8 protein-coding genes are annotated in these 8,217 nt (G+C 45.0%); 3 read left to right on the top strand and 5 right to left on the bottom strand.

The window, feature by feature from the left end:
• Nucleotides 1-281: 281 nt before the first annotated feature.
• Both DSM107010_RS35595 and DSM107010_RS40650 read right to left on the bottom strand, forming a co-directional pair.
• A complete protein-coding gene (locus DSM107010_RS35595; protein ID WP_241994469.1) occupies nt 282-1,388 on the bottom strand; it encodes a peptidase S10 in 1,107 nt (368 codons plus the stop codon).
• Complete coding sequence (locus tag DSM107010_RS40650) at nt 1,351-1,878, bottom strand: hypothetical protein (RefSeq protein WP_199755983.1); 528 nt, start codon at nt 1,876-1,878, stop codon at nt 1,351-1,353. The genes DSM107010_RS35595 and DSM107010_RS40650 overlap by 38 nt, the downstream gene beginning before the upstream one ends.
• Here DSM107010_RS40650 and DSM107010_RS35590 point away from each other — a divergent pair.
• Nucleotides 1,867-3,207: a cytochrome P450 gene (locus tag DSM107010_RS35590; protein ID WP_106168027.1), complete on the top strand. Its 1,341-nt coding sequence runs from the start codon at nt 1,867-1,869 to the stop codon at nt 3,205-3,207. The two genes, DSM107010_RS40650 and DSM107010_RS35590, sit on opposite strands and share 12 nt — an antisense overlap.
• Nucleotides 3,208-3,209: 2 nt before the next feature.
• Here DSM107010_RS35590 and DSM107010_RS35585 read toward each other — a convergent pair whose 3' ends face one another.
• The gene (locus tag DSM107010_RS35585) at nt 3,210-3,410 is read right to left on the bottom strand and encodes a hypothetical protein (protein WP_015154486.1); all 201 of its coding nucleotides are present in this window, start codon (nt 3,408-3,410) and stop codon (nt 3,210-3,212) included.
• Nucleotides 3,411-3,452: 42 nt separating this feature from the next.
• Between DSM107010_RS35585 and DSM107010_RS43405 the strand changes: the two genes are divergently transcribed.
• Nucleotides 3,453-3,533, top strand: a complete 81-nt coding sequence (locus DSM107010_RS43405; protein WP_370143934.1) for a hypothetical protein — start codon at nt 3,453-3,455, stop codon at nt 3,531-3,533.
• 13 nt (nt 3,534-3,546) lie between these two features.
• Nucleotides 3,547-3,657: a DUF1579 family protein gene (locus tag DSM107010_RS43400; protein ID WP_373425477.1), complete on the top strand. Its 111-nt coding sequence runs from the start codon at nt 3,547-3,549 to the stop codon at nt 3,655-3,657.
• Nucleotides 3,658-4,214: 557 nt separating this feature from the next.
• On the opposite strand, the gene DSM107010_RS35570 is transcribed toward DSM107010_RS43400, so the two are convergent.
• Both DSM107010_RS35570 and DSM107010_RS35565 read right to left on the bottom strand, forming a co-directional pair.
• Nucleotides 4,215-5,342, bottom strand: a complete 1,128-nt coding sequence (locus DSM107010_RS35570) for a PepSY-associated TM helix domain-containing protein (protein WP_106168020.1) — start codon at nt 5,340-5,342, stop codon at nt 4,215-4,217.
• A 73-nt stretch (nt 5,343-5,415) separates the two neighbouring features.
• Nucleotides 5,416-7,980: a TonB-dependent receptor domain-containing protein gene (locus tag DSM107010_RS35565; protein ID WP_127025236.1), complete on the bottom strand. Its 2,565-nt coding sequence runs from the start codon at nt 7,978-7,980 to the stop codon at nt 5,416-5,418.
• Nucleotides 7,981-8,217 lie beyond the last annotated feature (237 nt).

Here is an 8,217-nt window from a genome sequence, read left to right as displayed (position 1 = left end):
TTTTTATATTTTTAGCTGGGTAGCTTGTTAACTCAGTACTGCTGAGTCATTTTGTCATTGGTTAGTCTAAACTCCAGTAATCCGCAAGCGGGGACGAGATTTAATCATTCATCCAGAGGTAGAACTATACATGGCACAGATGGCTTAGGAAGAGACTTGTCACGAGTTGGGTAAGCGGGTGGAGAGGATGGTACGAAAGGGAGTGTTTTCCCAGAAGATCGGGCAAAATCTATTAACTGAGGCGATCGCTTTAGCTGATTCTACTTTTGGTTTGCAATTATTCAGGCTATGGCATTTTGATAGAACGCTTGCATTTGAGCAAACCATTGCTGGCGTGATTCAGCCCAGGTATAAAACATATGTCCCCCTGGATAATGTTTCAACGTCAGATTGCTACGAATTTCAGAATTGAGTTTCATCTGGCTGACTAAATGGTTGGAGGCAAAATAAGGCGTAACCAAGTCAAATATTCCATGCGAGATCGACACCTGCATATATGGATTGAGCGTCATTCCCACCCGCAGGTCATCCACCGATCCTTGAAATCCTTGTTTCCAATCACCTTTGAAATCAAATTGCCAAGCTTTGAGCGTTTCTAAATTCAGCAGACGGTAGGTTAAATCAGTTTCCACACCTAAAGTCTGCCGCAAATGACTGTTAATTGCTCCTGTAAACAGTCGATCTAAGCCATCTAGCGTTGGGTCAGTGCCTTCGTAGGTCATGCGATCGGGAAACGGATCGATCGCCGTAATTGAAGCATCGTACAACCCGACGATTCTCTGGCGATCGCGCAACAGTTCCCTCGCAAAGACTTCGATTCTAATTCGTCCACCCAGCCGTTCGACAACCGACAGTGGTATTCCAGTTAATCCAGCCAACTGCTGATAAATCGCCTGACGCTCATCTTCAGGAAACGCCTCTCCCATTGCTAGCATTGGGATTAGACTTTGACGGGCAAATTGTTCGGCAGCAGCTATATGAGCTGGCAAATCTCCTCTTTGCCCAGCCCATTGCGCGCGATCGTGATGCGCTGCGGCGGCTGCTAGCGAGGGTAATACTGTTGCCCAAGTCGTCAGGTTATAATCGTTTGCTTCTAGCAGGCTAAATTCTAAAGCTGGCGAGATCAAAATCGCACCAGAAAGACCAACGCCAAATTCTTGTTGCAGCTGGCGAGCTAACTTAGCCACGCGAAAACCGCCATAACTCTCACCTGCAATGAAGATGGGAGACAGCCAGCGGTGGTGGCGCGACAGAAACCGCACGATAAACTCGCCGATCGCTTTCAAGTCTCGCTCGACACCCCAAAATTGAGTTTCTTTGGATGAGTCTGGCTCGTTAGAATTAGATTTCTCATTCTTCTGCTCTGGAGTTTCTTTCTCTGGTGGCAAAACGCGGCTGAAGCCCGTACCGATCGGATCGATAAAGACTAAATCCGTAAAGGCTCAACCAACTTTCAGTATTTTCTACCACTCGCACGGGTGGCTTTGGCAAACTACCGCGATCGCTAAAAGAGAGGCGTTTGGGACCTAGCGCCCCCATGTGCAAATAAGCAGAAGCAGCTCCAGGTCCACCGTTGAAAACAAAAGTTAGCGGTCGTGGCGAGGCGGCATCGGTCTTCACGAGATACGCCACATGAAACATTTGGGCGATCGGTTTTTCTCGCTCGAATAACGTTTGCCACTGAGCCAAAGCTGTGTAGCTTATCTGTTGCGATGGCAGCGATAGTGTATGCTCGGTCTGACTGGATTGATGATTTACTGGTAGGTTAGATGTGTCGGACATATCAGGTGGCGATCGCATTGCACACATCACATGGTAGGCGATCGCGCGATCGTGAGTGAAAGATTTATCAGATGGAGAACGATCGTGTTGGCTCAATTACCGAATCCCATTACTAGTCCTGCTTGGTGGCAACTGATGAATTGGATTGCCGACCCAATTGGGTTTCAGGACAAATGCAGTCAAAAATATGGAGACATATTTACCATGCATCTGAGCGGCATCGGCTCTTATGTAGTCATTGGTAATCCGCAAGCAATTGGGGAAATCTTCAACCAAGATGCCAAATTTGATGTCGGTCGTGGCAATGCAATTGCAGAACCTTTAGTCGGGCGCAATTCACTCATGTTAGTCGATGGCGATCGTCATCGACGAGAACGAAAATTGTTAATGCCTCCTTTTCATGGCGAAAGACTACAAACTTACGCCAAACAAATCTGTCTGATTACCAAACAGATTGCTAGCTCCTGGCAAGTCGGTCAATCTTTTGTAGCTCGGACTACCATGCAAAAGATCAGCCTAGAGGTAATTCTACAAGTCGTTTTTGGCTTGAGTGAAGGAGAACGCTATCAACAACTAAAGCCCCTACTCACAGAATGGCTGGACATGACTGATTCTCCCCTCAAATCCAGCATGTTATTTTTACAGTTTTTACAAAAAGATTGGGGTGCATGGAGTCCTTGGGGGCAGATGAAACAGCGACAACATCACGTTCGCGCTTTGCTGCAAGCAGAAATTGAGGAGAGAAGAGCCAAAGATATCAAAGGGCGTGATGTCCTCAGTCTGATGATGGCAGCACGAGATGAAAACGGACAAGCAATGACCGATGAGGAATTAAAAGACGAACTACTGACGATTTTATTTGCTGGGCATGAAACCACAGCAACAACGCTGGCTTGGGCTTTATATCAAATTCATCAACACCCAGATGTCCGCGATCGGTTGCTGCACGAACTAGATAGTTTAGGGGAATTAGCCCCAATGAAAATTGCTCAACTGCCTTACCTGAGTGCAGTTTGTCAAGAAACACTGCGGATGTATCCGGTGATTCCCGTCATTTTTCCCCGCATTACTAAATCGCCAACGAAAATTGCCGGATATTTATTTGAAGCCCAAACAGCCTTAATGCCAAGTATTTATTTAGTGCATTATCGGGAAGACTTGTATCCCAACGCTAAACAATTTCAGCCAGAGCGGTTTCTAGAGCGCCAGTATTCTCCTTCGGAATATCTTCCTTTTGGTGGTGGCAGTCGGCGATGTTTGGGATACGCTTTAGCTGGGTTAGAAATGAAATTGGTCTTGGCGACGATTTTATCCAAGTATCAACTTGCCTTAGTAGAAGATAAACCCGTGCAAATACAACGTCGTGGGTTTACGCTTGCTCCTCAAGGTGGGGTAAGTATGGTAGTGAGTGCAAAATCTATTTAGAGTCACGGATAAGCATTGATGGTATCCCGCAGGCTTTTGTCTTGTAAGTTGACTCCAATACCTTCAAGTGCTGTAATGTGCTGGGCAAACAACTCTAGCTTAGATTCATCTAAATCTACGTCAGGTAGCAGTGAATCTCGAATTTTCTCTCCTCGTGACTTGGGATGGTAGACTTGCCGAACAGCGCGAGAGATTTCTTTCATTAAAAACTCGTCGGTGAGTGGACGTATGAGGTTGAGGTCAAGATGGGAGCGGATCGACCTGTCGAAAGATCGACGGGAACTGAAAGCGTGCGATCGCGATCGCAGACTCTAGGTTTTGGCTGAAGGAGAGGGCGAGATGCTTGGCTGCGGTCGCACTACCACTTTGATGACGCTCGGCTACGACCCGCAGAAGCAGCGGTACGTGAGGACGTGGATCGGGTCGATGATGACATACCTCTGGGTGTAGGACGGTGGCGAACTGGACTTGGCTGAGACGGTGCTAAGGCTCAATTCTGAGGGACCTGCTATAGACAACCGTTGCGGCTCGATTGCTTCCATTTCGGCTAACAAACGAGTGGCAGCACCGACAGAGTGTTTGAGAAGATGACAGTGAGTATCCATACTCGCTTGTTGATATTCAACACTGCGAGGATGCACGGCTAATGCAACTTTACTTAGATACTGCGTCGCGTGGTAAAAATCTAATACCTGGCTGTGGGTGAGTGGCACAAGACACGTCCAATTCTCTGGTGCGCCATCGGCTAACCCTTGATAATGAGCATGGAGATATAATCGCTTTACCTGTTCGACTTCTCGTTGCATCCGTAAAAAAAATGTCTCTCGCCCATGTTCCGGTGCGGCAGCCATATAGGTGGTGTGTTGACGTTCTCCTAAAGCATGGAAATTTTCATAACCTAGCCAACTGCCAAAGATAGTCATTCCTAATAACCCAGACCCAGCCAGCCAAGGAATTGCTTTTTGATAGCGATTTTGTTCTTTTGGCACGGTTTTAGCGAATATAAGCTATGGGGGTGAATTATCGAGCGCACGTTCGGCTGGCACAATAGTTCGCTTTGACTTGTCGCGTTTTCGCAAGCGCCACATGATAAAACCCGTAACTAATAGGATGGTAGGAGATAAACCAACGAACAGATAGAGAATACGAGAGGGTAAACCGGCAAAAGTGCCAAAGTGTATGGGTACGAATGAGTCAAATATTCGATCTGCCAAAGATTTTTCCGTTGGTACGTCTACCTTCACGATCTCACCACTAAAGCGATCTATAGAAGCAGACATCACAACCTGGTTTGGTAACTCTTTTGCTATGCGAATTACGCCTTCAGGTTTGGTGGGAAAATAAATTGAGCTAATTTTACCAGGGGGCAGCGCGGCACTAGCTTTTTGTAGTAGTGCTTCTGTAAGCTGTATGGGGGCTTTACCTGCGGCTTTAGAGACGAGTTCTACTTCTTTGGGTGGCTGTGGACTGAAGGTGAGTGCATAAATGACTGGATTCATCCATGTAGCAAAGTTCCAGATAAACCCTGTCAACATTGCCATTGCCAGAAAGATAGCTGCAATAATGCCAACAACTTTGTGTAAATCGTAATTTAGCCTTTTGGTGGTGGCATTCCACTTAATTTTGAATCCAGTTGCCAATTTGCGCCAACCAGACCAAAGCACAATCCCTGTCACGCAAAGAATTGTCGCCAGTAACCCAACAATGCCAGCCACATAAGCACCCCACTCACCACCTAGCAGGTTGATGTGGATATTGTACAAGAAATCGTTATAACCATTGTCCTGCGGACTGCCGATAATTGCTCCGGTATAGGGATTAATGTGGGCAGTCGTCCATTTATCTCCTGCTGCCCACCACCATGCCGTGACGGGTTGAGTAAGTTCTTTGGGTATTGTCAGGCTTTCGAGAGTCAGTTTGGGAAACATAGCTTGCGCTTTAGTTACGAGGGTGGCGATCGCCAGACGTTCTTGATCTGGGGCGATCGCTACTTGTCCTGCAAGCAGAGAAGTTTGCCACTCATCCAAAATCAACAAACTACCAGTCATGCCGATCGCCGCTGCTAGAATACCGATTGCTAACCCAATGTAACGGTGGGCGGTAAATACAACATCTCGAATTCGTTTTGTTTTCATTCCCAAATTCTCCGCCTTCAAGCTAAACAAGCTCACCTATTTCGGTTAAATGCCTTACTGACTCATGCTCTAATTACCAACTAATTGAGTAAGTCAAACTAACTCGCCTACCCCTTTCTAAGGCTATATCTTCATCAGGAGCTGTCAGAGATTGAGTTGGGAACGCAGAATACTCTTCATTTAATAAATTCTCCACACTTAAAGACAGCGTTCCCTCACCTAAACTTAAAGTGCTAATCAAATCGAGAGTCGCATAATCATCTACAGAGCCTTGGTCTAACCCCGATTCAAAACCGCGATCGCGATCGCCAGAATAGAGAATTTGTAACCGATTGCGCCAGTTTGGTGTTGTCTGATGTTCCACGTATGCAGTTAGCTTCCAAGGATTTACACTAATCGAATCAGCAGCAATAAATTCGCCATTTTCATCTTCAAATTCTCCCTCAGTCCAATTTCCACCAACACCAAGTTTCCATGTCTCTGCTACTTGCCAATCTACTGCTGCTTCTATACCGTAGCGGCGTTCTGGAGCGCGGATCGTTTCAAATACATCTTCAGCAACTTCTTGAAAAAACGAACCTAACTCGGAAGAAGAATAAAAAGCTGCTAAATAAGCTTGTAAATTTTGCCATTGTCCGCGTACGCCAATTTCGTAGCTATCAACAATTTGAGGTTGAATGTCTTCAAGCGAACGATCGACCGAGCTACCATCAGGTAAATTATTCAGCACAAAAAATCCAGGAATAGAAAAACCTTGGGAAAAGCTGGCAAACAGACTAATATTATCAGTCGCTTTGAAATTTGCACCAATGTTAAAAACAGTCGCATCAAAACTCGGATTACCACCTTGGATATTATTACCTTCAAAGGTTGTGTAATCACCAACGTTTAATTGAGCAAATTCTTGACGAATACCGCCCAGAACCGAAAAATTATCTGTCACATCCCACTTGATTTGAGCAAACAAACCAAGCTGGCTGAGGTCAAAAGAAGGTTCGGCAAATTCATCGCTAACTTGGAGAATATTTCCGCCACTTGCGTCATATACTTCAGAATCAAAAAATAAGTATGAAGAACGATTATCTTCATGCTTATAATCTGCCCCTACCAGCAACTTTGCGCTTTGAAACAAGGATGTTTCTAGTTGTAAATTACTGTTGAATACTTCTCCTTCAGTCATAAATCTAGCTACTCTTTCAAAGAAAGCATCTTCAGCTCCTCGATCGTCAAACGCAAGCGTATTTTCTCTAATTTTTAGATAAGAAAACTGAGCTTGTAACCTGTTGTTTCCTAAAAAAGCTCTATTGTCGTAAGCTACGCTAGCAATAGTATTTTGATTGCCAGGATCTCTAGAGTCAACGTAATCTTGATTGACTCTCAATGCCTGAATTTTTTGTCTACCTGGAATCTCTCTAGTAGTCGGATCGGTAATGTAATTAATTTCTCGGCGATCGCTGGCATGATTAACAGAGAACTGTAAACGTTGTTCTTCTCCTAAAGCGATCCCCAACTTACCTAAAAGATTCAGACGTTCTGAACCTGCAAAAGTAGAATTTTCTTGGCGAATAATATCGCCTTGTGGGTCGTAAAATTGATTGTTAAATTGGGTTGCCAAATTCAAGTTGTAGTCAAAAATACCTTCTGTGCCAGCAATGCCATAACCCAACTCGTAAGCAAAGCTATCTCCTTCTAAATTTCCTAAAGCAGCAGAAACACCTAATCTAGCTGTCGATTCAAATCCTTCGATTGGTTGGCGAGTAATAATATTCACGACACCGCCACTACCACCAGCACCATAAATTCCCGTCGCACCATTGACCACTTCAATTCGTTCGACAGTGTTAGGATCGATGCTGGTCAATCCTGTGATGTTAGAAACATTAGAACCTAGAGGCACTCCATCCACTAAAATCTGCGGAGTTCGACCTCTTAAATTAGCATTAAATCGATCTGTATAATCAGGTGCGCCGTACCCTGGAACGGTATAGTTGAGGATGTCCTGTAAACTGTTATTTCCTGTAGCTTGTGCTTCAATCTCTTCTCGGTTAATTACTGTTACTGTACGCGGTAAATCTTCAACTCGTTCTTCCGTGCGAGTAGCAGTAACGACAACTTCCATTTCTGATTCTTCGGTTTGAGCAGTTGCTTGTGGAGTAACGCTCAACACCAAATCTTGCTGACTAGGGACTACCTCGGCATTTGGTGCTTGTTTGCTTCCTGTGATGGTTACTCGAATGCTACTAGCATTCAAAGGTTTGACTGTTACTTGTGCAATCTCTGCGGTGGGATTAGTTGCGGTGAATTCTTGTCGATCTGGTAGAGCCAAGACTGCATTTGGTATGTCAAGCGCTAAATTATTTTCAGATTGCGAAATTAATGGTTGCAATTTTTGCCCTGAAGGGGTGACGAGAATAACTTGTAACCCTTGTGTAGTGGGATTGAGTTTCACTCCTGTAACTTGAGTTATCGTACTATTTTCTTGCTCTTGAGCCAAAAGTTCCTTGGCACTGAAAGAAACAGGTGGTAATTCTTCAATCGTTTTTACTTGAGCAAAAACAGGTTCTATCCATAACGGCATCACAGCAGCTAAACCAACCCAAAAAGCGATCGCTTTCCATCCCACCTTCACACTCTTCATCGACACACTCCAACCAGGGCTTATAGAGAAATCTTGGCAATTATTTCAAGTGGAGATAGTCTACGTGAATTCTGAAGGTTAGTCTATCCCTGGAGGAGCAATTTCGATCCCTACAGGAGGAGTTTTGCACTCCTTAGGCGATCGCTACAAAATAATCCAACCTGTAAATAATCCGTTGATTAGGCAGCCAGAGCGGGGAACCACAACTGCTGCCACTGACCGTTTAGTTCAGCCACT

It is taken from the genome of Chroococcidiopsis cubana SAG 39.79, assembly GCF_003991895.1.
Classification (GTDB): Bacteria; Cyanobacteriota; Cyanobacteriia; order Cyanobacteriales; family Chroococcidiopsidaceae; genus Chroococcidiopsis; species Chroococcidiopsis thermalis.
Note: the sequence above shows the minus strand (reverse complement) of the source record. Positions and strands in the feature narration are given on the sequence as shown.

Coding starts and splice junctions, on each gene's coding strand:
- DSM107010_RS35585 (WP_015154486.1), bottom strand. CDS start 3,410: ATGAAAGAAATCTCTCGCGCTGTTCGGCAAGTCTACCATCCCAAGTCA.
- DSM107010_RS43405 (WP_370143934.1), top strand. CDS start 3,453: ATGGGAGCGGATCGACCTGTCGAAAGATCGACGGGAACTGAAAGCGTG.
- DSM107010_RS43400 (WP_373425477.1), top strand. CDS start 3,547: ATGCTTGGCTGCGGTCGCACTACCACTTTGATGACGCTCGGCTACGAC.
- DSM107010_RS35570 (WP_106168020.1), bottom strand. CDS start 5,342: ATGAAAACAAAACGAATTCGAGATGTTGTATTTACCGCCCACCGTTAC.
- DSM107010_RS35565 (WP_127025236.1), bottom strand. CDS start 7,980: ATGAAGAGTGTGAAGGTGGGATGGAAAGCGATCGCTTTTTGGGTTGGT.